Origin of the sequence: Halobacteriovorax sp. ZH5_bin.2 (assembly GCF_043196375.1) — a bacterium.
GTDB lineage: Bacteria > Bdellovibrionota > Bacteriovoracia > Bacteriovoracales > Bacteriovoracaceae > Halobacteriovorax_A.
The window spans coordinates 161248-184132 of the sequence record NZ_JBEBMJ010000001.1; the positions used below are offsets into that span (position 1 = coordinate 161248).

Annotated in this window: 24 protein-coding genes and 2 tRNA genes; 12 read left to right on the plus strand and 14 right to left on the minus strand. The window is 35.8% G+C overall.

Annotation, left to right across the window (positions count from 1 at the left end; translation table 11 throughout):
* Positions 1 to 16: 16 nt before the first annotated feature.
* The gene (locus tag ABMA76_RS00730) at positions 17 to 970 is read left to right on the plus strand and encodes a hypothetical protein (RefSeq protein ID WP_392910474.1); all 954 of its coding nucleotides are present in this window, start codon (positions 17 to 19) and stop codon (positions 968 to 970) included.
* A 23-nt stretch (positions 971 to 993) separates the two neighbouring features.
* The gene (locus ABMA76_RS00735) at positions 994 to 2106 is read left to right on the plus strand and encodes a hypothetical protein (RefSeq protein WP_392910472.1); all 1113 of its coding nucleotides are present in this window, start codon (positions 994 to 996) and stop codon (positions 2104 to 2106) included.
* A 30-nt stretch (positions 2107 to 2136) separates the two neighbouring features.
* On the opposite strand, the gene ABMA76_RS00740 is transcribed toward ABMA76_RS00735, so the two are convergent.
* Positions 2137 to 3015, minus strand: a complete 879-nt coding sequence (locus tag ABMA76_RS00740) for a hypothetical protein (RefSeq protein WP_392910470.1) — start codon at positions 3013 to 3015, stop codon at positions 2137 to 2139.
* A gap of 101 nt (positions 3016 to 3116) precedes the next feature.
* Here ABMA76_RS00740 and ABMA76_RS00745 point away from each other — a divergent pair, with 101 nt between their 5' ends.
* Positions 3117 to 3986 carry a radical SAM/SPASM domain-containing protein gene (locus tag ABMA76_RS00745; protein WP_392910468.1) on the plus strand — a complete coding sequence of 290 codons (870 nt, stop codon included), beginning with the start codon at positions 3117 to 3119 and terminating at the stop codon, positions 3984 to 3986.
* Here ABMA76_RS00745 and ABMA76_RS00750 read toward each other — a convergent pair.
* Together ABMA76_RS00750 and ABMA76_RS00755 are read right to left on the minus strand one after the other, a co-directional pair.
* Positions 3983 to 4405: a MarR family winged helix-turn-helix transcriptional regulator gene (locus tag ABMA76_RS00750; RefSeq protein ID WP_392858325.1), complete on the minus strand. Its 423-nt coding sequence runs from the start codon at positions 4403 to 4405 to the stop codon at positions 3983 to 3985. The two genes, ABMA76_RS00745 and ABMA76_RS00750, sit on opposite strands and share 4 nt — an antisense overlap.
* A gap of 77 nt (positions 4406 to 4482) precedes the next feature.
* The gene (locus ABMA76_RS00755; RefSeq protein WP_392910466.1) at positions 4483 to 4707 is read right to left on the minus strand and encodes a hypothetical protein; all 225 of its coding nucleotides are present in this window, start codon (positions 4705 to 4707) and stop codon (positions 4483 to 4485) included.
* Between the two features lie 179 nt (positions 4708 to 4886).
* On the opposite strand from ABMA76_RS00755, the gene ABMA76_RS00760 reads away from it, so the two are divergent.
* A complete protein-coding gene (locus tag ABMA76_RS00760) occupies positions 4887 to 5432 on the plus strand; it encodes a GNAT family N-acetyltransferase (RefSeq protein WP_392910464.1) in 546 nt (181 codons plus the stop codon).
* On the opposite strand, the gene ABMA76_RS00765 is transcribed toward ABMA76_RS00760, so the two are convergent.
* Positions 5418 to 6257 (minus strand): lipid A-modifier LpxR family protein, encoded by an 840-nt coding sequence (locus tag ABMA76_RS00765; protein WP_392910461.1) that lies wholly within the window; start codon positions 6255 to 6257, stop codon positions 5418 to 5420. The genes ABMA76_RS00760 and ABMA76_RS00765 overlap by 15 nt on opposite strands.
* Positions 6258 to 6429: 172 nt before the next feature.
* On the opposite strand from ABMA76_RS00765, the gene ABMA76_RS00770 reads away from it, so the two are divergent.
* Positions 6430 to 7251, plus strand: a complete 822-nt coding sequence (locus tag ABMA76_RS00770) for an SDR family NAD(P)-dependent oxidoreductase (protein WP_393060641.1) — start codon at positions 6430 to 6432, stop codon at positions 7249 to 7251.
* A gap of 11 nt (positions 7252 to 7262) precedes the next feature.
* Here the strand turns inward: ABMA76_RS00770 and ABMA76_RS00775 are convergent, their stop codons facing one another.
* The 5 genes from ABMA76_RS00775 to ABMA76_RS00795 all read right to left on the minus strand — a co-directional run bounded on the left by ABMA76_RS00775 (position 7263) and on the right by ABMA76_RS00795 (position 11963).
* Complete coding sequence (locus tag ABMA76_RS00775; protein ID WP_393060643.1) at positions 7263 to 8702, minus strand: hypothetical protein; 1440 nt, start codon at positions 8700 to 8702, stop codon at positions 7263 to 7265.
* A 201-nt stretch (positions 8703 to 8903) separates the two neighbouring features.
* The gene (locus ABMA76_RS00780) at positions 8904 to 9800 is read right to left on the minus strand and encodes a hypothetical protein (protein WP_392910456.1); all 897 of its coding nucleotides are present in this window, start codon (positions 9798 to 9800) and stop codon (positions 8904 to 8906) included.
* 155 nt (positions 9801 to 9955) lie between these two features.
* Positions 9956 to 10684, minus strand: a complete 729-nt coding sequence (locus ABMA76_RS00785) for a DUF4097 domain-containing protein (protein WP_392910454.1) — start codon at positions 10682 to 10684, stop codon at positions 9956 to 9958.
* A 337-nt stretch (positions 10685 to 11021) separates the two neighbouring features.
* Positions 11022 to 11261 carry a hypothetical protein gene (locus tag ABMA76_RS00790; RefSeq protein ID WP_392910451.1) on the minus strand — a complete coding sequence of 80 codons (240 nt, stop codon included), beginning with the start codon at positions 11259 to 11261 and terminating at the stop codon, positions 11022 to 11024.
* Positions 11262 to 11285: 24 nt separating this feature from the next.
* A complete protein-coding gene (locus ABMA76_RS00795) occupies positions 11286 to 11963 on the minus strand; it encodes a hypothetical protein (protein WP_392910450.1) in 678 nt (225 codons plus the stop codon).
* Between the two features lie 212 nt (positions 11964 to 12175).
* Between ABMA76_RS00795 and ABMA76_RS00800 the strand changes: the two genes are divergently transcribed.
* Together ABMA76_RS00800 and ABMA76_RS00805 are read left to right on the plus strand one after the other, a co-directional pair.
* Positions 12176 to 12790: a hypothetical protein gene (locus tag ABMA76_RS00800; RefSeq protein WP_392910448.1), complete on the plus strand. Its 615-nt coding sequence runs from the start codon at positions 12176 to 12178 to the stop codon at positions 12788 to 12790.
* 41 nt (positions 12791 to 12831) lie between these two features.
* Positions 12832 to 13728, plus strand: coding sequence for a hypothetical protein (locus ABMA76_RS00805; RefSeq protein ID WP_392910445.1), 897 nt, complete (start codon positions 12832 to 12834; stop codon positions 13726 to 13728).
* Positions 13729 to 13732: 4 nt separating this feature from the next.
* Here the strand turns inward: ABMA76_RS00805 and ABMA76_RS00810 are convergent, their stop codons facing one another.
* Positions 13733 to 15064, minus strand: coding sequence for a HEPN domain-containing protein (locus ABMA76_RS00810; protein WP_392910443.1), 1332 nt, complete (start codon positions 15062 to 15064; stop codon positions 13733 to 13735).
* A gap of 391 nt (positions 15065 to 15455) precedes the next feature.
* Between ABMA76_RS00810 and ABMA76_RS00815 the strand changes: the two genes are divergently transcribed.
* Both ABMA76_RS00815 and ABMA76_RS00820 read left to right on the plus strand, forming a co-directional pair.
* A complete protein-coding gene (locus ABMA76_RS00815) occupies positions 15456 to 15752 on the plus strand; it encodes a helix-turn-helix transcriptional regulator (protein ID WP_392910441.1) in 297 nt (98 codons plus the stop codon).
* A 3-nt stretch (positions 15753 to 15755) separates the two neighbouring features.
* Positions 15756 to 16958 carry a tyrosine-type recombinase/integrase gene (locus ABMA76_RS00820; RefSeq protein ID WP_392910438.1) on the plus strand — a complete coding sequence of 401 codons (1203 nt, stop codon included), beginning with the start codon at positions 15756 to 15758 and terminating at the stop codon, positions 16956 to 16958.
* A gap of 79 nt (positions 16959 to 17037) precedes the next feature.
* Here the strand turns inward: ABMA76_RS00820 and ABMA76_RS00825 are convergent.
* Together ABMA76_RS00825 and ABMA76_RS00830 are read right to left on the minus strand one after the other, a co-directional pair.
* Positions 17038 to 17115 (minus strand) — tRNA-Glu (locus ABMA76_RS00825).
* Positions 17116 to 17158: 43 nt separating this feature from the next.
* Positions 17159 to 17235: transfer RNA gene (locus tag ABMA76_RS00830), tRNA-Lys, on the minus strand.
* Between the two features lie 200 nt (positions 17236 to 17435).
* Here ABMA76_RS00830 and mtaB point away from each other — a divergent pair.
* Positions 17436 to 18758, plus strand: a complete 1323-nt coding sequence (gene mtaB / locus ABMA76_RS00835; RefSeq protein ID WP_393060645.1) for a tRNA (N(6)-L-threonylcarbamoyladenosine(37)-C(2))-methylthiotransferase MtaB — start codon at positions 17436 to 17438, stop codon at positions 18756 to 18758.
* A gap of 460 nt (positions 18759 to 19218) precedes the next feature.
* On the opposite strand, the gene ABMA76_RS00840 is transcribed toward mtaB, so the two are convergent.
* Positions 19219 to 20487 carry an adenylosuccinate synthase gene (locus tag ABMA76_RS00840; RefSeq protein WP_393060647.1) on the minus strand — a complete coding sequence of 423 codons (1269 nt, stop codon included), beginning with the start codon at positions 20485 to 20487 and terminating at the stop codon, positions 19219 to 19221.
* 2 nt (positions 20488 to 20489) lie between these two features.
* Positions 20490 to 21437, minus strand: a complete 948-nt coding sequence (locus ABMA76_RS00845) for a hydroxyacid dehydrogenase (protein ID WP_392858358.1) — start codon at positions 21435 to 21437, stop codon at positions 20490 to 20492.
* A 130-nt stretch (positions 21438 to 21567) separates the two neighbouring features.
* On the opposite strand from ABMA76_RS00845, the gene ABMA76_RS00850 reads away from it, so the two are divergent.
* Together ABMA76_RS00850 and ABMA76_RS00855 are read left to right on the plus strand one after the other, a co-directional pair.
* A complete protein-coding gene (locus ABMA76_RS00850; RefSeq protein ID WP_393060649.1) occupies positions 21568 to 22290 on the plus strand; it encodes a transglycosylase SLT domain-containing protein in 723 nt (240 codons plus the stop codon).
* Positions 22291 to 22314: 24 nt separating this feature from the next.
* Positions 22315 to 22812, plus strand: a complete 498-nt coding sequence (locus ABMA76_RS00855) for a macro domain-containing protein (protein ID WP_392858362.1) — start codon at positions 22315 to 22317, stop codon at positions 22810 to 22812.
* Positions 22813 to 22885 lie beyond the last annotated feature (73 nt).

The window sequence follows — 22885 nt, forward strand, 5'->3', positions numbered from 1 at the left end:
AAAAAGGAGAAAAATTATGAAAAGACTTACTACAGCTACACTTATGACACTAATTGCACTTCAAGCAAATGCTATTGAAGTAAGAGATGCAACTCTTGGTGCTTCTTCTAAAGTTTCTGAAGCAATCTACGATGCGGGAAAAAGCGCAACTGATAAGACAGTTGAAGTTGCTGACTTCACAGGTGAGCACCTAAAGGCATTTATCTCTAAAAACTTAGAGTCGTCTTATAAGGCATCAGAGAAGCTAGCAAAAGAAATCGTTAAACTATCTGAAGTTTCTAAGCCAGCTTTCCGTTTTACTGCTGATGGCCTTGCTATGGTATTTGAAATCTCTGGAAAGGGAACAAAACAAACTTTAAAAGTATCTAAAAAAATCTATATCTTCCTTGAGCCAACACTTGAAGCAACAGGTGAATTTTTAACTGAGCTTCTAGAACTTGCATTCCAAGGGACATCAGAAGCTTCTGAGCTTCTTACTGATATCAATGAATTTCTTTCAAGAGTACTAGAGAAGCCAATTGATGTAACAAAAATGACTCTTGAAGAGATATTTGAGTTAATTGGAAAAGCAAGCGAGAAATCTTCTGAAGCTTCAGAATTTCTTCTTGGTGCAGAGAATTTTGAAAAGGGTATTGAGTACTCAGGAAAAGGAATCTCTCTAACTTCAAATGGTATTGGAGCTGCATTCTACCTTGTATCTCAAGCCACAACAGGTATTTCTCAATTATTTGATTTCAACAGAAAAGAAAGAGAGCAAATTGAGCAAATGGTTGAGAGAGGAGATGTAGACGGTCTTGCAGGTCTACGTGATCTAATTAGACACAATATCAACGAAGAAATTGTAAATGGAGAAGATCTAAATAGACTTCTAGATGACAATGCAATCGATACTTATATCAAGCTTAGACTATCAGTTCCTAATCTAGATCTTAAGTTAGAAGAAATCTACGGTAACCAAATTGTAAAATAATTTAAACTATAAAGGGATTAATAATGAAAAAAACAACTTCGACTATTCTATTTACTCTTTTATCTCTTCATGCAGTAGGAGCTGATATAAGAGACGCTGCATTTGATGCTTCTTCAAAAGTTTCAGAAGCTATCTATGATGCAGGTAAGAGTACAACGAGACAAACGATTAAAGTTGCAGACTTTTCTCGTGAAAAATTAGAGGCCCTTATCTCTAAAGGACTTCAATCTTCGTATCGTGCTTCGGAAAAAGTTGCTAAAGAAATTGTTAACCTCTCAGAGTTCTCAAAGCCGGCATTCCGTTTAACTGCAGACGGAATTGCTATGGTTTTTGAAGTCTCAGGTAAGGCGACGAAGTCTTCTCTTGAGGTTTCAAGAAAGATCTATGTTTATTTAGAGCCTAGTTCAGATAAGTCAGAAGAGTTCTTAACTAAGATTATTGATCTCGCATTCGAGGGAACATCTGAAGCATCGGATCTATTGACAGATATCAATGAATTCTTATCTCGAGTTCTTGAAAAGCCTCTTGATATTTCAACAATGGCCACTGAAGAGATCGCTGATCTTCTTTCAAAAGCGACACGAATGACTCATATTGAAAAATTAATTGAGTTAGCATTGGATGGAACAACTAAAGGGAGTGAGCTACTAACTGACCTTAATGAATTTCTATCAAGGGTTCTTGAGAAGCCAATTGATATCACTGGAATGACTCTTGAAGAGATATTGGAATTAATTGAGAAGGCAAGTGTTGAATCGTCAAAGTTAACTGAGCTTTTAATTGGCGCTGATAATCTTGAGAAGGGTACTGAGTACACTGGTAAAGGGATCACTTTAACATCCGAAGGTGTTGGAGCTGCTTTTTATCTTGTTTCTCAGGCAACATCTGGGATCTCACATCTTTTTGATTTCAATAGAAAAGAAAGAGCACAAGTTGAGGCGATGATTGAAAGAGGTGATATTGAAGGGCTTGAGGGATTACGTGACCTGATTCGCCACAATATCAATGAACAACTTGAAAATGGTGAAGACCTAAATCTACTTCTTAATGACAACTTAATAGATACTTATATTAAGATGAAATTGACTGTGCCAGAGCTTGATCAAAAATTAGAATCATTATACGGATTGAAATAAAAAAAAAGCCTAGGTGATCCTAGGCTTTTTTTATAATTTAAATTCTCTGTGAAAGTATTTAAAACTTATTCCATCATATTGATTGAAGCAGCCAATAACTTTCCCATCGATAATTGCAGGAGTTGATGCTAGGTCATCACCTGCAAAATCATAGAGTCTTCTTTTAGGCCAAAGAGTCTTGGCCTTTGCAAAGTCACTGATCTTATAAAAATAAAGGTTTTGAATATTTTTTGAAACTAAGTATCCGTCATGAACGATCGCCTTAGGCATATGTAGAGCTTCTCTATTTTGACGAATCGATATTACTTTATCCTGATTCATATTATTATCTAACACGACAAGCCCCTCAAAGGCCCTCTTCTTAGTTGAAAAATTATAAGTGACATTATCGAGCATAACAAAGATCTTTTCTCCATCATTGTCGATACCTGTTGCAGTCGATACTTGGCTTGGATCATGCGGAAGATCAAAACTGTGAATTGATTCAATACTATAAGCAGTAAGATCAATCTTAATTAGTCCAAGTGAGCCATGAGCGACAAAGAGTTTATCATTCATAATAGTCATATCTTGAGCTGTTTGATGTTTCTTTACTATTTTCTGATTTGTCGATGGGAAACTTGTGATGAACTCGTAATCATTAAGACTATGAACAAAGATATAATCAGGAGTGAGAATGTAGAGCTTTCCATTATATTCTTTAACAGAACGAATCTCGTACTTTGAAAAGATTAACCTAATTTGTTCCTCTTCGAATTTATAAAGAAATGGCCCTTTGAAGATATAGTAATTATCTCCCGACTTATAATGGCCAGTATCGCCTTTTTTAGAGGCACAGAATGAATCAAGATTGGCCTCCGATGCAAATGCGATTAAAGATATAATCACGACTAATAGAATTTGTTTCACCTCTTTCCCCCTAAATTTATTTAATATAAATATTATCGAGTCGTAATTCTTCTTCGTCAAAAAAACCTGACAAATCTTGATGAAGCGTGTTAGAAAGTCCCATGCTAGATAGAATCTTTATCGAAATTTCAAATATTTGCAACTTACAGTGTACGTTTTGTCCTGTTGTTGAGCGCGATAAGAAAGTTATGGGGCCAGAGGATTTTGAAAAAATTCTCGTTCAGGCCAAGCCTCTGGCAAAGCAAGTATGTCTTCACTTGATGGGGGAGCCATTGGCCCATCCTAATTTTTCAAAGATAATGGCCATCTGTGAAGACAATGGTGTTCCTGTCCAGATTACTACTAATGGAGTTGTCATTGCAGGACGTAAGGATGTTTTATTAAAGAGCAAAGTCTTAAGACAGATTAATTTTTCTATCCAAAGTTATAAAGATAACTTTCCTAATCGAGATTTTAATACATACCTAAGACCAATTTTAGACTTCTCTAGAGAACTTCATGAAGTTTCTCCTGAAACTTATGTAAATTATCGTTTATGGAATTTGGGGCGAAGTGAACAAATCATGAAAGAAAATGAAGAGGTCTTTCAAACTCTCGAGCGTTTCTACGATATTGAAATAAATCGTCGTACGCAAGTTGAATCGATAAAGAGTAAGAGAATTTGGAATAAGGTATATCTTCATTTTGACTCTCATTTTGATTGGCCATCTTGGGACCTTCCTAACCAAGGGGAAGTAGGGAAGTGTCACGCTTTAAAGACTCATATTGGAATTCATGCAGATGGTACAGTTGTTCCTTGCTGTCTTGATAAAGAGAGCCAGATACCACTTGGTAATGTTTTAGATGAGAGTTTAAAAAGTATTCTAAGCTCACCTCGAGCGGTCGCAATGAGAGAGGGCTTCGATAATAATATTCGTGTAGAGAAATTTTGTCAGCACTGTACGTATATCAATCGTTTTCAAAAAAATTAATCAATAATACTCTTTAGCTTTTGAAGATTTGCAACCATCATTTTGCGATTTTTGATTGGAAAGTCTTTTAGCTTAAGTGAAATCTTTTCTTGAACTTCGCTCCACACATCATTGTATAGCTTCTGACCTTTTGTACTTAGAGTTAAGATCGTCAATCTCGCATCTTCACTCGATTTATTCTTAGTCACAAGGTCTTCATCTACCAAAATATTAATTGTTTTAGTCATGGCCGGCTGGCTAATTCCGTGGTGGTCGGCCAATTCCCCAACAGTATTTAATCCTCTTCCAATATTAGAGAGGGCCCTAAATTGAGGATAGGATATATGAGGGGATGCCGCTTGTCTGAGCTCACTACGAATTGAGCGGATAATGATTGGCATTACATCTAAAAGTATTCTTGAAAATTCTAGGTCTTTCACGTCTTTAGTATAAACCAAGGAGACACCGATCGTAAATTAATGCAGCAGCTGGAGAGCTGCTGCGGAAGGGTTTTTAATTATTGCACAACTTCCAGATCAGAATCGTCTGAAAGTTCAGCATCTAGAGATGTATCTGAAGCTTCTGTTGTTTCAACACAATCACCAGTTACTGTACAATCAGCTGCTGGAGCAGACTCTTCAACTACTGCTGATTCATCTGTAGCAACTGAATCCGACCAATCTTCATTAGCATAAGAAACGAAAGCTGATGATAGTAGAACTAGAAGTAATAACTTTTTCATAATTAATCCTCATTGGTTTATGTTAAATATATAATGTAATTATATATCCTAGTTATATAACTTGGTTATATATTATTCCTTTCCTAAATTCCGTACAATAAAAAAATACACTTTTTGTGTAAAACTTTTGTCGATATAATAAAATCTGTCAGTTAAGATCGGGTAAAGAAGGATAAATTATGTGGCAACCTCCAAAAATTGAAACAAAAAGACTTGTTCTAAGAGAAGTAAGGCTCAGTGACAAGGATGCAGTATTTGAATATGGAAAGAAGCCACATATCTCCAAGTATACCCTTTGGGAGCCTCATGAGACGGTGGAAGATAGTGTCGACTTTATTGAGAAGTATGCTTTTTCAAACTACGAACAACAGGTTCCTGAGCCATTTGCAATTACCCTTAAAGGTGATGATAAGCTAATTGGTTGTGTTGGTTGTTTTTGGGTTTCAACAAAGAATAAGTGCATGGAGCTTGCCTATGTACTCAATGATGACTTTTGGGGGAAGGGGATTGTTGCTGAGGCTGCCCAGGAAGTTGTTAATTACTGCTTTAAGAATTTTGATATTGAGCGAATTCAGTGTCGTTGTAAGGCCGAGAATATACAAAGTGAAAAGGTCATGCAAAAGCTAGGTTTTAAGTATGAGGGACTTCTTCGAAGTGAAATCTATCATCGTGGAAAGCATTGGGATATGAAGTACTATTCAATTTTAAGATCAGAAATAAAATGATGTCTCAAGGGTTGCATATGTGTGGTCAGAGGCCCCTTTAAACTGAGGTCCATGCCAGTTGGCCTTTAGTGTGATTCTCATAGCACTAAAGAAGAAGTTAAATCCTGCATCTACTTTATAGTAAATATCTTCCATGTCTTCATCTGCAATAACATAGACCGAATCGACTTTCTTTGAGCCCTGAAGGACAGCATCAAAATAATTTGCAACAGCTGAGCCATTGGCGAAGAATTCTAAGAAGCCAAGCCTCATTCCAAGTTTTAGGCCAATTTCAATGTCACGTTTGAGACCGCCATAGTGTCCTTGTAGCCATGGAGATAACTCAAAAATTGGGCCACGATTTATCTTAATAATTTTAAACTCACCATTGAAAAAATATTGATTACTTGTTTGATTTTGCCAACCATTCACTTGTGAAGAGGGAGTCATCTTATGAAAGAGATTTTGTAAGATACCGGCCTTCGCATTTGGTCCTTGTTGTCCTGTCCAAAGATCAGCGCGGAAGTAATAGTTACTATTAACGTGGGAGAACCCTAATATTCCGTAGAGGAGTCCTGTATATGGATGATCGCCTTCAACAACTGTCGTACTCAATGTTGCTTCTGGGGTGTAGATCTTGTGGGAGACACCGAGGCGAAACTTCGTAAGGGAGCCCTGGGAGTAAAATCTCCTTTGATACATGAGTTCTAGGCCATTGGAATAGTACTGGTCCGTCTGAAAAGCAGCATCGTTATCAATCTTGATTGAAAACTCATTATTGGGCTTACTTTGCGCAAAAGTAGAGATGGCCAAGGTGAATAGGGATAAGATGAAGAGCAACTTCATTAAACAATTGTATCACTTTCAATATCTCACAGCTTATAGATGGCCAACTTTGCTTGTTTAGAAAAATGAAGCTCTGTAATTTTAGTATGTTATAGGGACTAAATTAAGAATGTCTTGTATTGTTTACAATAAATCTCATTGCTCGCCACTTCGGTGTTATAAGCAGCCCACTATGAATAGAATTTGCCTAAAGAATAAAGTTATTGCCATTACGGGCTCCACAGGAGGCCTTGGCCAAGCTCTAAGTTTAGAGTTAGCAAAGAAGGGTGCTTTGTTGGCCCTAATGGATATCGATTCTGAAAAGCTAAAGCTACAGGCAAGTGAGTTAAGTGGCCTAGCGCTTGAAGTTGATGTGACAAGCCTGGATTCAATTGAGGCCGCTATGGCAAAGGCCAATGATCATTTTGGAAAAATCGATATCATTATTGCAAATGCAGGTATTACAAAAATGGCCCCAATGATTTCTTCAAGTGAAAAAGATTTTTCACAGGTAATCGATATCAACCTCAATGGGCCTTGGCGAACTTTTAAAGCTGCCCTTCCTTATATTTCTGAAAGTTCTGGCTATATGGCCGCAATATGTTCCATGGCCTCATTTGTCCATTGTCCACTTCAGGCATCATACGCCGCTAGTAAAGCAGGGCTTCATGCCGTTTGTAACAGCGTTAGAATGGAAGTGAAGCATCTGGGAATTGATGTTGGAAGTTATCACCCAACTTTTTTTCCATCGCCATTAATGGATGGAGTGACAAGTGATCCAGTAGGAAACAAACTATGGGGCGGTAATAAAGAAGGACCTTGGAAGATGATTACTATTGAGGAGGTTGTCTCTGATATCATAAGTGGTATTGAAGAGAGAGCGGAACTTGTCGTCATCCCAAAGCGCAAGACTTTAGTTGCGAAGGCCAGTGGCTTCTTTAGGCGCTATATAGAACGTCGTGGATTTAAGGGTAATGAAATACAAGAAGCAATCTCCCTTTCTCAAAGAAGCTAATTCCACATTGATTACAGGCTATCCTGTGTTCTTTTAAGATGATCGTCATTATTTAATAAGTGGACAACTTCTGTGAAGTTATGGGCACTTTCGATGACTTCTTCAGTATCGCTTTCAAGCTCTTCATTATACAAATAGTGGTCGATACTATCTTGAAGCTTTTGAAAAAGAGGAAGGAGTCTTAGTTCAATCTCTTGAGAGAACATCATTGAAGTTTCTTGCTTAACAAGTTTCTTAATACTTTTATAAATAGATTCTTGTTTATGAAAGAAGCCAAGTACAACTTTTGAAAAATAAACAATAAAAGATATAAATAAAATACAGTCGATAATATCATTAACGACAAGTGACAGTAGGCATGCTGTCAGTGTGAGACTATAGATATATTTAACTCTGGTGTTGGCGGCCAAGACAATCGTAAATAAGTAACTACTTAAAAGCAGTGGAAGCGCAATCGGTGAGTTTGAGCTCAAGTAGAATTTAAAAGTAAATAGTAGTTGAGCATTAAAAAGGTAAATATAGCTGATCTTTTGAATCGAAAAGTGATTTGTTGTTCTATACAAATGAAAAGCAAAGAGTAAGAAATTTAAAACAATTGCCAGGCCAGTATAAGAAATATTTGAAATTGGCCTGAATAATTCAACTGCAAAAAAAGTATAGAAGACGCTCATCGATAGGATTACGATGATCGAAGACCTTTTGAAATTATTAAAAATTGGTACATTAAATATATCAACTTGATGGTCGAGTAAGTGATCAACATCATCAAACTCTTTCTTTAAAAAGTCCTCCATACGACTACTGTTGGCCCTTAAGCTATTTTTGATCTTATCCCTATCGTCTAGTCCGGAAGAAATCATCGCAAGCATATTGTTGATAGGATTTAATAAATTGTGAGTAAAGTAACTCTTTAAGTTTAAAATATTTTTATGAAGTTCTTTTTTGTGCCAAATCTGATTAGCATTCTTCTTGAAGGTGATGGACTGAATGGAACTAACTGTCGTTATAAAAATATGAAGAAAAGTTACGAGAACGAGATTTTGGTCGTCAAGAAAGTAGTTATTTGTAGCTATAATTATAAAATGTAGGAGACAGTACTTGATATTTGTATGCTGAAGATGGAAAGCGAGGACAATGATTCCACCAATGTAGCATAGGGAGCTTGTAGCAGTATAGTCTGCTAGGCGTGGGTAGATCGACCAAATTAGACTTTCGACAACAACTGAGAAAAAGATGACAAACGTAAGGTTATTCTTAAAAAGCTTCTTATAAAAGACGACTGCCATAATGGAATCGAAGGCGATCATATAATTGAACGTCGTTAATAGGTGTGGTTCAATATTGTAAAAATAGAAGACGACATACAGAACAGACATTAGGAGAACTGCGAGAAAGTGCATCTCGAAGAATTCTTTATATTTCTGATCTAAATGGTAATAATCATTAACCAAAATTTTGTCCTGTCCAAACATAATTAACTGACTAGTAGTTATAACCTCTTAAAAGTATAATCATTATACAATACATTATATTTGAAAAAAGTACATATTTAGTCCAGTATTACTTAACGTAATTTTAGTAAGTTATAGAATTTACGTAAATTTAGTGACTTTGAAGGGAAGAAAAAAGCCGCTTAAAGAAGCGGCCTTGGTTTATTTCATAACTTTTAAGAATTCAATCATAAACTCCTTGTAAACGGAGTTGCTGGCCTTAAGGGCCGCTTGGTAGGCTTTCTTTGCATCGACTTTTTGGAGCATATGAAGGTGAGCTTCAAGCTCTTCTTTTGAAAGGCTTTCGTATGACATATCGAGTGCCATCTTTATATTCTTTCCCTGTGCGGCCAAGATCGCATCTGTTTGCTTTTGAGCATTGGCAACGACCTCATTTATATTCATCGTAGGATTCTTTTCCTGCTCAGTATGAATCATCATGGCCTGGATTAAACTCTTAGATGAGGCAGTTGATTGCTCTAGAAGAGAGGCTTCATCAATAATGCCATTCACTAACTCTTTTTTGTCTTCTGTAAGCTCGTAATCTTTCCCATTGGTAATGTGGTAGACTATTTTATCCTGAGTTTGCTGTGCATTTTCTTGCAGCTTTTTAGAAGTCTCACTATCTTGAATTTCTGCGATTGCTTGAAGCTCATCAAGACTTAAGTTCTCGTATGACTTCTCAAGTTTTTCTTGAAATGGAAAATTTCTCACAAGTTCTAGTAGCTTCTCTTTTTTCTCAGGAGCCTGCTCATTAAACTTTTTATTCTTAAACGCATTTTCAAATGTTTGATTAAGTTTAGCTTTTGATATTTCTTTCAAAAGTTTTTTTATAAGCACTTTCTTTTCACTTAGTACTTCCGGTGTATCAACTGTTTTCTTTAATATATTATTTTCCACTAGGGGAGTCGAAGATGATTCTGTCGATGCCTGTTGTACTTCTTTTGATACTTCATTTGTTGTTGTCGCTAAAGTGTCATCTTGTGCTTGTTTAGGATTTACGACTAAGTAATAAATCGCAATTAAGATAACTGGTAAAATTAAAATAAGTTTTTTCATAATTCCTCAGTAACTATTTAGAGATATTCTTTTCAATAGCTCTCGTTTTTTGTTGTTCTATTTCATGATGTCTTTGTTTGACCATCTCTTTAATATCTTAAAATTAAAAATAAAAAACGCCACTTTTTATCATGGCGCTTTCTAAACTGAGTTTCTTATATGTTTTCGATAGTAACGTCACCACTTCCAGTACTTGCTTTAATGGAAATTTTTGAGTCGTCACTACTTCCGGCCTTATTTGTAAGTTTTCCGCTGGCCGATTCTAGCTTTGAATTCACTTTCATGCCTTTTGGGACAATCACTGTAATGTCACCACTACCTGAACTAATATTGGCCTTCAGTGTTTTGATCTGTGGATTGATAAGCTTAATATTACCACTTCCTGATTCAAGGCCTACCTCTTTAAATTGACCTTTAGCATTTATATCTCCACTTCCAAGGAATGCTTTTAATGAGTCCATTGCTGAGTTTGTAATGTTAATTTGTCCGCTACCTGAGCTAAGATCACTGTTGGCATTAAGGCCTGTAATTGACGTATCTCCAGAGCCTAGTTTCGATAATAGCCTCACTTGTTTTGGCATTGTAATATTAAAGTTTACTTCACACTGTGGCCCAACAGAAAACCAGCCAGAGCTCTTTTTCTTAGTCTTTTGAACCTTTACACTTACAACATTATCACTTTGTTCAATATTTAAGTTGCAGCCTTCGTCCCAGCTTTTTTTTGTGTAAGAGATCTTCATTAAGCTACTTTCTGTACCTGTAATTGAAACATTCCCACTAGAGTTTTCAAGGGTAAGTATACCTTTTGAGATTTCAAAGCTCTTCTCTTCTGCAAAAAGCATTGATGTGAATAATAGGGAAGCGCCAGCAATAAAATATTTCATTATCTATTCCTTTTTTACTTAAAGTGAAATTTCAATATGATAGTTAACTATAATTTTTTGAGCTAATTAGAAAATATTTATTTTAGAGTCTGTAGATATTCCATTCTCGTTAATGAGCTATGAAATTTTTAATTTAATGAAAACTAAGGTCTAGAAAATAAAAAAGCCAGACTAGGTCTGGCTTCTTTATAAAACTGGTACTCCCAAGGGGATATCCAGACGCAAAAACTAATTCAATATTAACAAAGACTTAGGAGTAAAATCAGTCGTTTACCTTTCTTTCCTCTCATCGTATTTCATTTGATTTCATGGCATTTCGTGTGTTGACCAGACCAAACTAGGCGAGAAGCAAGACTGCTCCCCAGGGAATAAATGTTATTACCATCCCGATCTTCATTATCCTGATTCGTTTTATATAGAAGATTTTTCGCTGATCATCTCTTTCAAATGAAAGTTTTTCATTTGCTAAGCGTATCTGAGTAACAAAATAAGCAATTAGGAATACAAATGGAATTGAGAATGCGAATTGCATCTCCCAGCCTTCTACTGAATGTGATTGAAGTCTTGTGTACCACATAGCTTATCTCTTTAATGTAATATATTACTTAATTCCAAATTTCTTTTTTAATTCATTGGTCTCTGTTAAATCTAGTTTTCTACTCTTTTCTCTTTTTTGTTCCACTTTAATCATCTCATCATATATTTCATTTATGAGGTCTTGCCACTCCCCTGGGATATATGAATCAATCTTTAATATACTCCAGTCTTCATATCCCACAAATACATCATAGGTTCTAGATCGACAGAGAGTTAGGGTGAAGACCAATTCTTCATTTAAGATCAAATTCAAATCTGTATATTCTGTATCATCAAAATATTTTTCTTTTCCCAATCTGAATAAAATAGTTTGATCTTTGTATAAAACGTCTAAGTTTTTCTTCCAGTTATATGAAAGTTTAATTATTCCTTCTAAGTACAAATCTTTTTTATCATCGCTCTGATCTTCTTTAATGAAGAAATTAAGTTTATTAAACAGTTTAAAAACTTTTTTATCTAGCTCTTGCTTTTGAGCTGTCTCTTTCAAGAGTACAACTTTATCTTTGATTCTCTGAATTTCAGATAATTTATTAAGCTCTTCTTCTGAGTATTTACTATCTTTAGTAGATTCTAGAGTTGTTTTGACTGCTCTTGCTTTACTCTCTGATGCCTTGGGAAATAGTATGTGTGCAATAATGTTTAACATTATAATTATGATGATTACGATAACAATTGTTTCCATTATTTTTCCTATATGATTTTAGATAGTTATCGGATGTTGTAAATAAAATCTGAGGATTTTTCCTGTAGAGATAGATGATAATAAAAAAAGGAGATATGTTGAAAAAGTGTTCAATTTTTCCCTTATGTAGAGGTTTAAGACACAATATATTGTGAATTCAGATAGTTATGTTGGCGTACTTCTTGCTGTTTATTTAGTAGTAGGAGAAAGCCATGAAATCAAGAAATCAGATGAAATTTAATTACTATATAATTCCAATCTTAGATATTGCCGTTTCCATAGTCATTGGCTTTTATATTGCTGACTACTTTCTTGATACAATCTTTTTTAAAGTTGCTGTTACGATGATAAATTCATTCTTGTTATTTAAGTCTAAATTATGCTTTCTTTTAGTATTACCATTTTCAAATTTTCTATCTGAAAAAGCGTCAGAATTCTCTGAAGAAATTATGATGTCTTTACCTGCTTATAATACATATGAGGCATTAAATAACCTTGCTGAAAAATATAGATCAGAAGAATTATTTAAACTTAATGAGTCAGTATATCGAGCAGTTATTAATGATATGAACCTAAAACAATCTCTTCGAAAAGAAGGTCGTACCATTGATGGATTTCTTGTATCTGTAGTAGCTGTCGGAGTTGCTGAGTCTATTGAAAGTGGCCAATATCACGTCTATAGAGGCTTATTAAGTATGAAGGGCGAGGATATGCTGAAAATATATGATGAACTTATTAATATGCGATTAGTTTTAAACGATATCACTTATGATAAAGCTGATGAATTGAATACTTTACTTAAAAATAATCTTTTAATGGTTGGTTAAGATATTATTTAAGAATAAAAGTTTCTTGGTGGAGCATATTTATGGAAGATCAAAAATATAAAGAATTTCTTGAATGTTCTGAACTTTTTGCTAATGAGAATGGTTTAGATGATATATATAATTTTAATCGAAATGAACCTTCTAGATTATTCATATTAGAAAATTGTGAGGAGATGTGGCAACTTTTTAAACCCTTCTGTGGTGATTCTCATTTTATCAGGGAGTTTAGAGATAAGTTTCGCCAAAAATGGTGGGAATTATTCCTTGCTAAATCTTTACTAGATAATAATATAACGTTAAATAATGGAAAATCACATGGTCCAGACTTATGTTTTGGAGATACGCCGAAAACATGGATAGAGGCTATTTCAGTGACTGGTGGTGAAGAAGGTGCACCAGACTCTGTTCCTGCCGTTATGTTTGGAGTGGCTCAAAACGTACCTACGGAGAAAATTCTATTAAGGGTAACCTCTGCATTTCTTACAAAAGCAAATAAATTTAAGAAGTATATTGAGCAAGGTATAGTAGGTCCTAAAGATAGGTTAGTAATTGCTACAGATTTATCTGGTGTTAATTTTGCGGATACTTTAGATGAAGATGAAATGCCTATCTCATGTAAGGCATTATTAGGAGTTGGTGAACTAACAATGTCAATTTCAGTAGATGATCTTGAAGATAAAAGAGTATTCTATCCCTTCAGAGAGAAAATAAAAAAAGAAATAGGGACTGATGTCCCTGCAACAGGCTTACTTATGGAACAATTTAATTTCATAAGCGGTGTAATTACAAATGTTAGAAGTTTTACTCAAACAGTTGAAAATCCAAATTGTTTGAGATTGATTTGTAATCCTTATGCCTCTAACGATTTAGTTCCTACAGAGTGGGAATTTCTTAAGGGGGTGTATTTTGTTAAGGAAGGAAAACTCGAAAAATTATAATATCTTAATTATTTATTAGTGGCTTATTATCTAGGTCATACTTACTGTATACTCTATATAGTTTTCTCATGATTTTTTCAGGTTCAATACCTAGATGATGTAAAAGACTAATATAGAGTAATACTTCAGCTCTTTTTGTATATATATGTAGAATGGAGTGATTGTTCCATGAAAATGAAATTTTCTCACTATTGTACAGCGACCCATGTGAGATTTTATTTCTTAGGGATACAAGATCTATAATGACTTTGTTTAATGGGCCAATTAACTTACTAATTTCTTCAGGTTGAAAGTCTTCAAATAAATTATTGATTCTTTCAGAAAGAGGAGCTGTATTTAAGTGACGTAAGTTTCTATTTAGGACCTTAGAAGTATCTTCATCAAAGTTAGATAAGATGATTTTTTTGAGGTCTTCTTTTATTTTTTTGAAATCATTCCTCTTGAAAGGTAGTGATTTATAGTCATTGAGATTAGTAACACTTTCTAAACTTTGAACTAAAGCTAAAATCTCTGCTTCACTATAAATATTGTCCCAGCTCCATGTGACATTAAGTCCTGTGAAGCATGAGATAAAATTGTCATAATTCTCTATCCAGTTATTGAATATATTAGGAAGTGATTCTTTTATATCTTGAAAATTTAAAGGAAGAGTTTGAGAATGATAATTCATCTCCTTTGTATTCATCCCTCTAGGCGTATATACATCTGTAGATACTGTCTTTGTAACATCTACAAATGTTTTTGATAGTGAACATAAGGTGAAGTTAGTGTCACTACAAAATAGTATTTTAAATAGATTTAAGATTTTGAGTTGAAAACTATAAAAATCATTAAAGGTTTTAATATTACTAGGGATATCAATTAATACTAGGTTTTCTTCATCAATAAAATCTGAATTTTTATTTTTAGATATAATTCTAATTTTATCGTTTTCTGAATATAAAGCTTCCCAAATGAGGTCTTCCTTATCAAAGTTGCCAATCCAATATTTAAGACTGTTCATTTTTAATGCTAATGTTGAGCCTTCAATTATAAAAGAGTCTGATAAATGATGGCCTGAGGTGATAGACAGACTTGATATATGCGTGACATCAGGGAGTTTTCTACTTATTTCAAGATTGTTAAATAGCGTAATATCTCCAAATTCAATGAACTTACCATGAATTTCATCATAACTAGAAAGCTCTTTTAAAATAGTAAGTGAGCCAGCAACTTCGAGAGTTAAACCATCCTCTGGTGTAGATTTCAATAATGCTGGAAGGACATTATTTCGATTATCTGGTAACCAGATTTTTCCAAGTGAAGTAAAATTGTCTAATTCTTTATCATATATCATCAGATGATTTTAATTGAGTAAGCATGTATTTGTCATTTATTCACCGTGAACATTTCACTCCACCTAAAATCCCACACTTATAAAATAAATAACCACCGTGGTTACAGTCTATTGATTTATCGAATTTAAGCATTGTATGTAGAAATTTGGCTTTGCGAATGAACAGCGATTGCATGTCGATTGATATGTGATGTTGTTTTGAATGAAGAGGATATGATTTTTTTATCCTTCGTTAAGCTGTGGGAATGATTCATATAATTCGCGCCGAGAATTTGACTCCCTCTCTCTCTCGTTGCTTTTAGAGATGGAGTCAATTTCCGGCGCTAACATGGGGGGAAGGATGTAGTTCGTAGGTAAGGTTTTTGGAGTTAAGTTGTTAGAAGGAGGGGAGTTGAAGAAAAATAGTTTTGATATACATTGCAAATACTGCTTATCAAGGTATCATGGCCAAGAGATGATATTAGGTGAGGGAGTAAGTTTAGATAGCTTATTTGGCCAATCTGGTGGCGTCTCAGAGCTCTTTAAAAAACGAATATGGCGAGTGGATGATGTGGCAAGATTCCTAGAGTGCACAAAGGGGCATATCTATAATCTTGTATCAGATGAGAGAATACCAAAGAGAAAGAAAGGTGGACTACTGTTTTTTATTCCTGAGGAGATCCTTGATTGGGTTTACGAAGGAGATTAAAAAATGAGTAAGTATCAAAAACTTTCAAACTACACAGGAATTAAAAAAGACACGAAGAATGGAAGATATTTAGCTATCAAATATCTAAATGGAAAACAGTATTCGAAGAAATTCGATTCCTTAAAGCAGGCACTTTTTTGGCGCAATAGTTTTCACCCTGCCCTTCCTGCGAAACTATTGGAAGCTAGGTGTGAAGAATTAGGGCCAAGGAAGAAATTGTTTATTCCAAAGCTACATGTAAAACCAAACGGCGAAGACTTAGGTTATCGCTTTAGAGATGTATGGGAGCTGTATAAGGAATTACATTTGCCGTCTTTAGAAAAGTCATCAATGGAGCATAGGCTTTCTAAGTTAAGTTTCTACAATCCTTTAATGGATTATCTGATGGTTGAAATTAATGCGTCTCTAATAGATCGCTTTATGTTTGATCACAAAGAAAAAGCCATTAAGGAAAAGAGTAAACGCTATAACTTCAACGATGATCTTAAATGTCTTAAGGCACTACTAAATTGGTACCGAATTAATTACGATGCAATGTTTATCGTTCCAATTCTTCCAAGGCATAAGCAAGCAGGGCTTATAAAGAAAACTCCAATGAGAAATAAGAAGCTTAAACCAGAGGAGCTTATTGCTTTCTTTAGTGAGCTTTCTGAATTTTGGAGAGACTTTGCTGAAACCCAATTTTATATGGGTGCAAGAGTAAGTGAAGTTGCAGGTCTTCAAGCCGAGTGCGTGGATTTAAAAGAAATGGAGATTCGTGTTCAATATGTGTGTATCTGGTCGAATAAAACGAAGAAGTTCGACTATCTAAAAGAGACTACTAAGAACGGTGAAATTAGTTACGCCTCAATTAATAAGAGAATTGAGGAAATTATGAGAAGAAGATTGCCACTTAGTCAAAATGGCTTTGTCTTTCATAAAGATGGTGAGCCTCTAACTTACAGACAGATTCAGTTTCAATACAATAAGGCCCTAAGAAAAGCAGGACTAGCAGATCGCTTTAGTTCGACTCATATTATGAGACATAGTATGGGAACGATCACAAGGCGAGTGACTGGAAGTGTGGATATGGCCCAAGCTGTAACGAGGCACAAGGATATTCAAGTAGCTCAGCAATATGCGAGTTTACCGACTGAGGCCAATAAGAAGGCTGTAAATGATGTCTTTGAATATTTAAATGAAATTGAGCTTAAATGTGGTGGTTAGGTGGTCGACCAGACCAAAACAGACCAAGTAAGGTCTTAAAAATATAAAAGGCCAGTCACAGACTGGCCTAATATAAAACTGGTACTCCCAAGGGGATTCGAACCCCTGTTACCGCCGTGAAAAGGCGGTGTCCTAGACCGGGCTAGACGATGGGAGCGCTAACTTATTTCCCGGATTTGGAAACCAAAAAACATTTAAAATGGTGATCTCTCTGCGACTCGAACGCAGGACCCTCTCCTTAAAAGGGAGATGCTCTAACCAACTGAGCTAAGAGACCATCTGTGTTTTGGTGAGATTGAATATAAGTAATCTTGGTTCAGAAGTCAACAGGGAATTTAAAAAAAATAAAAAAAAAGTGTAATTTTTTTAAGAAGTTAATTTTATTTACCCTTAGAAATTTTATCGCCCACCTTGTCATCAAAGGCCTTGTGAGCTAATTTAGCCCATTATTACTAGTGTTTTAAGAGGTAGGCTTCAGTGACAACAGAAGTAAATTCAACAAAAAATGATTTAGATAATTTGAGTGAGAAAAAAGTAGCGTTTCATACTTTAGGCTGTCGTTTGAATTTTTCTGAGACAGGAACAATTTCTCAAGGCTTTGTTGAGCGTGGGTATAAGGTTGTTGAATTTGGAGAACAAGCTGATGTTACTTTTATTAATACTTGTACTGTAACAGATAGTGCAGACTCGACTTGTCGTAACCTTATTCGTAAGGCACATCGCTCTTCTCCTGATGGAAAGATTGTTGTGGCCGGTTGTTACGCTCAAATGGATGCACCAAAGATTGCAAAGATGACAGGTGTTGATCTTGTTTTAGGAACAAGTGAAAAATATAAAGTCTTCGATTATTTAAATGAAGATGAAACAGATACAATTCATATTGATAAGTCGAAAGACTTTTTCGGAGCTGCTACTTCTAAAGAAGAAGGACACACGAGAGCTTTCTTGAAGATTCAAGATGGATGTAATTACGTTTGTTCATTCTGTATCATTCCTTTTGCTCGTGGACGCTCTAAGGCAGTTTCAATTGCTCAGGCAATAGAAGAAGCAAAAGCTGTTGTTGCTCAAGGTTTTAAAGAGATTGTTCTTACTGGTGTAAATATTGGTGAGTATGAAACAACTTCAGGTGAAAAACTTTTAGATCTTTTAAGAGAGTTAAATGCTCTTGAAGGTTTAGAGAGAATTCGTCTGGGGAGTGTTGAGCCAAATACAATTACTGATGAGCTTCTTGATTATATGCAAGCTAATCCTAAGTTTCTTGATCACTTCCACGTACCAATGCAAAGTGGAAACGATGAGATCTTAACAAATATGAAGCGTAAGTATTCAGTTGAAGATTATAAAACAATCATTAATAAAATTATCACGCGTTTTCCAAACGCAGGAATTGGTGCAGATGTTATTTGTGGTTTCCCTGGAGAGACTGACGAACAATTCCAAGATACATTTAATCTTTTAAAAGATTTACCAATCACTCACTTCCACGTATTTCCATATTCTAAAAGAAAGAATACGGTTGCGGCCCGTATGGAAGATCATATTCAGCACCCAGTTAAGAAGAGTCGTGTGAAGACTCTGATGATGCTTGGAGATGCTAAGCTTAATATGTTCTCTGAAGATTACGTTGGAGAAACGTCTCAGGTCCTTTTTGAAAGGAAAGACAAGCAAGGCCTATGGGAAGGTTACACTTCGAACTTTATTCGCGTTAAAGTTGCACATGATGGTGATTTAAAGAATCAAATTCATCAGGTTCGCTTAATTGAGTTTAAAGACAACAAGGTTTTTGCTGAGTTATGCTGATTGCTGCGGCGCTCACGGTCTTTTTGACAATTAATTAACAATTAAAAACGTTTTCCTAACACAACTTGAACACTCAGGTAGGCCAAGTTTTATATTCTAGTCTTGTCAGTAGGAAACAAGGTTGGCAAGCCTTAGAATTTTTTGTTCTGCTTTTAAAAACTCCACTTGCCGATTTTAATTTCTCAAGTCCCTCTCTGAATCTGAAGAAGTGTCTTACTGATAAAAAATCTTTGTGCTACTGCGTACATCTCTCTCTCTCCCGCGGTGGCACAAGGGCTTTATAAATTAAAAATCCATCGCGCTTATATAGATGCGATAGAGCATATACCACACACAATCTATGAGTAGCTTTGAATTAGGCACTCGCCTCAATGATGGTTTTCTGCGACGGCCATCTCAAAAAAACCGACACAAGATGGATATAGGCCCTGAGGTAACTCAGGGCCGAAGTTCTTTATACTTAGAAATATTCTTTAAGGAATTTAATTTCAGATCTTTCAGGTCCGAAAGCAATGATCCCAACAGGGATTTGAATCGCTTCTTCGATAAGAGCGATATAGTCTTTAACTTCTTGTGATAGTTCACCTTTGAAGTCATCGTTAAAGCCTGCTACTTCTTTTAGAATTGGTTTAACTTTGGCCAAATCAATTCCTGGATAAGCACAATCAATCGTACGACCTTCGTACTCATATCCTGTACAAACTTTAAGAGGCCCCATCTCAGATAAAACATCAAGTTTAGTTAAAGCGATAGAAGTAAGGTTTGAGCACTTAACAGAGTATTTTAGAAGAGGAAGGTCTAGCCATCCACATCTTCTCTTACGTCCTGTTGTTGCACCGAACTCACCACCCTTTGTTTGAATATCTTCACCCATTTGATCAAAAAGTTCAGTAGGGAATGGCCCTTCTCCAACTCTTGTTGTGTAGGCTTTTGTGATCCCTAAGACTTCTTCAACAGTTCCACCTGGAAGACCTGCTCCCGAGTAGATACCTGCATATGCAGTTGATGAAGATGTTACGAATGGGTATGAACCAAAGTCGATATCAAGAAGCACACCTTGAGCTCCTTCAAAAAGGATCTTCTTACCTGCGCGTTTGGCTTCATCGAGGAAACTAAATGTATCGCAAACAAATGGTTCAATTTCTTTTGCAAGTGTCATCAGTCTTTCAACTTCTTCTTCAACACTTGGGTATTCGCACTCATAGAGATTTTTAAAAAGAGTTTCTTTCTCTAAAAGATTTGCTTTTAATTTTTCAGTTAGGATCTCTTTGTTAAATAGATCTTTTACTTTAATTCCCTTGCGAGAAATCTTATCTTCATAAGCTGGGCCAATTCCTTTTCCTGTTGTCCCAATCTTAATAGGTCCCTTCGCTTCACGTTGACCATCTAGTAGACGGTTATAGTAAGTGATAACAGAAGTGTTTGAAGATATTCTTAGCTTTTCAGGGGAAACTGATAACCCAGAGTTTTTTACATTTTCTAATTCTTTAGAGAATGCTTCTGGATCAAGAACAACACCGTGACCAATAACTGAGACACAGTGATCATGTAAAATACCTGAAGGAATTAAGTGGAGAACAACTTTCTTTGTTCCAACGATAATCGTGTGACCAGCGTTGTTTCCTCCTTGGTAGCGAACAACAACATCGCATTTTAAACCAAGTAGGTCTGTGATTTTTCCTTTACCTTCATCTCCCCATTGAGAGCCAATAATCGCAAGTGATTTCATAATTAAGCTTTAACCTCATGTAGTAAATTATCGTTTAAAAAGAATTCTTTCAGTTGATTTACGGCCATCTCTCCAACTCTTAGTTGAGCTTCATCAGTAGAAGCTCCTAGGTGTGGTGTAAGAACAAGATTAGAAATCTTGCGAAGAGGTGAGTCTTCTTCTAATGGCTCAGTTGCGAAAACATCAAAGCCTGCTGCTTTAAATTTTCTTTCCATAAGAGCAACAGCTAAGTCTTCCTCGTTAACAATTCCACCGCGAGAAGCGTTTACAAGAATTGCATGAGGTTGCATTTTATTAAATAGGTCCTTGTTCACCATTCCTTTCGTTGCATCCATTAGTGGAGTATGAAGTGTGATGATGTCACAAGTTTCAAAAATTTCTTCGACAGTATTTGCTTTAGAAACATAATCAAGTTCACTTGATTCACAAAATGGATCAAAGAATTTAACTTGTGGATCAAATCCTTGAAGACGTTTTGCAACGATCTTTCCAATTTGACCAAAACCAACGATACCAACTTTTTTATTAGCTAGTTCATTTCCTGTGTACTTTGATTTATCCCATCCGCCATTTTTCATTGTGGCGTCGGCAGCAGCTGTATGTCTTAGAACTGTCATCATAAGAGCGATAGCGTGTTCTGCTGCTGAGTTATTATTGGCACCTGGAGTATTTGAAACCTTTACTCCACGCTCGCCACATTTAACTTTATCAATATTATCTGTTCCGGCACCTGCGCGGATTACATATTTAAGATTTGGAGCAAGTTCAAGATACTCTTCTCCAATTGTCGTTGATGATCTAATAACAAGAGCATTTGCTTTTGGTAGTAATTCTTTAATCTCGTCTTGAGTTAATTTTGCTTTTGGGTGAACTTCTAATTCGTTGATAGCTTGTAGAGATGCAAAAACTTCTGCATCCATTCCATCACAAACGACGATAAATGGTTTCACTCAGGCCTCCATGGATTTTTTAAGTTTTTCTTGTATTGCGATTATAGAACGCAACTTGCTACATGTAACCCTAATATTAGAAACTTTTTGTAAGTTGCTATTTAGTTTTTCGTTAACCATAATTATCATGATGCAAAAAAGTAAAAGTATGAAAAATATGAGAATTTTAAAGAAGTTATTAGGTATACTTATATTCGGCCAACTGTTTCTATCAGCTTCTCTTGCTTCCTATATTCCTGAGGGATACTTTGTTAGTCACGAGGATATGATTAGGGATTATCAAATTACTCAAGAGTACTCGAAAAGGGATTTCCTATCTTATATTTTAGAGCAGAATCCGGCCGTTACAGCGGCCGAGGCCACACTGATTACTGAGCGAGTTATTGAAGTTGCTGATCAATTTGGGGTTGATGCAAAGCTATTTCTTGCCTTGATTCGAATGGAGTCAAATTTCATGCGTGAGGCGGTCTCTCCAACTGGTGCAGTAGGCTTAACTCAATTCACATCAATTGGGGCCCAGGAAGTATCTGATCAATTAGGTCAACGTGGCCCAAGTTATGCAAGTTTACAAAATACACTCTATCTAAATAATATTTTACTAGATGGCATGCCTGAGTGGAGTCATTTGTGGCTGCGAGAGAGGAGCTGGGCGCAGCAAAAGTTGCTGTTCTTAGATGATCTCGACCTGTCCCTTGTGTATGGTGCTATCCTCTTAAAGGTCTATCTGGCAAAGAATTACCAAGATGATCTCATGGCCAACTATTATGAGGCACTCGTTGACTACAATGGTGAGCCTGGAGAGAGAAAATATTGGTATGCACGCACAATCTTAAAGTTTTACGATGAAATCTAAACTGATTCGTGCTAGAAATTCCTTATGAAAAATATTCAAGTAATTAAAGCCGATATTACAACTCTTGATGTTGATGCCATTGTGAATGCAGCTAATAGTGAACTTAAAGCTGGAGGGGGCGTTGATGGTGCCATCCATGCTGCCTGTGGTGAAGAACTTGCCAAGGAACTTGCTGAAGCAGGTGGTTGTCCTGTTGGGGAAGCAAGATTGACTCGTGCCTTTAATATTCCTGCGGAATTTATCATTCATGCTGTTGGACCAAAGTGGGAAGGTGGAGCAAATGGTGAAGCGGACTTACTTGAAAAATGCTATATCTACGCACTCTCTCTGGCCCTTGAGAATGAATGTAAGTCAATTGCATTCCCATGTATCTCAACTGGAATTTTTGGCTATCCAAAAATTGAAGCGGCCATTACAGCAACTTCAGCAGTAAAGAGCTTTGATGCTATTGAAGAATTTGATGATGTGATCTTCTGTTGCTTTGATGATGAAAGCTATGAGATCTACAAAACAATTCTGTAGCCTCTATAAAAGAGTGATCTCTTAATAATACTTGAGTTAATTTACCCTTCTTCATTTTAGAATTTCTGTGAAC